Raw genomic sequence first — 1036 nt, forward strand, 5'->3', positions numbered from 1 at the left:
GCTAAAAGACGTTTAACGCCTTGGCCTCGCAGACCTTTTACTTTGATAAAGTCGATCTCAATACCATGCTTTGGCACCAAATCGGCTTCCATTCGATCCGCTGTACCTAACCAACGGATCTCCCAACCTTGTTCTTGAAGCTGCTTTGCCACCGCCAAACCTGGGAATACGTGACCGCCAGTACCACCAGCCATCACCATCAAACGTTTATTCTGTTTCATTCGTCTGTTGTTCTGATTGTTGTTGCGCGCGTTTCAAGCGGCATTCGTGATCGATACGCAGCAATATGGACACTGCAACGGACATAATAATCAGACTGGAACCACCATAACTGATTAGTGGAAGCGTCAAACCTTTGGTTGGAACAATACCAGCGGCTGCGCCCACATTGACCATGGTTTGAAACGCAAACCAAATACCAATACCAAACGCTAAGTAACCACCAAACATCTCGCCTTCTTCAAAAGCGCGTTTGCCGATATACACAGCTTTAAGTACCAAGCTAAAAATCAACATCAGCACTAAAACAACACCGACGAAACCAAGCTCTTCAGCCAATACCGCAAATACAAAGTCGGTGTGCGCTTCTGGTAGGTATTCTAGTTTTTGAATTGAGTTCCCTAACCCTTGACCAAACCATTCTCCGCGCCCAAACGCCATCAAAGATTGAGTCAACTGATAGCCGCTACCGAACGGGTCTTCCCATGGGTCAAGAAACGAAGTAACACGGCGCATACGGTACGGTTCTACCAAGATCAAACCGACGACAGCGCCAATGCCTGCAATCATCAGGGCCAGAAACTGGGTTAGCTTCGCGCCCGCGATAAATAACATGCCAAACAGAGTAACCAGCATTACAACGACGGTACCCAAGTCCGGCTGACCAAGTAACAAGACGGCGAAGAAAGCAAACACCATGATTGGCTTCATAAAGCCGCCAAAGAAGGTCTGGCGCACTTCATCTTGCTTACGGACTAAATAACCGGACATGAAGATGAACAGCGATAGCTTCGCAACTTCGGCAGGCTGTAAGTTG

At 47.8% G+C, this 1036-nt stretch carries 2 protein-coding genes; both read right to left on the bottom strand.

All coding sequences use genetic code 11. The features are described from left to right. Positions 1-221, bottom strand: a 221-nt coding sequence (locus tag R7R24_RS24950) for a glycosyltransferase (protein ID WP_318119785.1), incomplete at its 3' end; no start/stop codon positions are given. Then, the coding region (locus R7R24_RS24955; protein WP_318119786.1) for an FtsW/RodA/SpoVE family cell cycle protein at positions 208-1036 on the bottom strand (829 nt) is incomplete at its 5' end. The genes R7R24_RS24955 and R7R24_RS24950, both read right to left, overlap by 14 nt.

This window comes from Vibrio sp. 704, assembly GCF_033339295.1.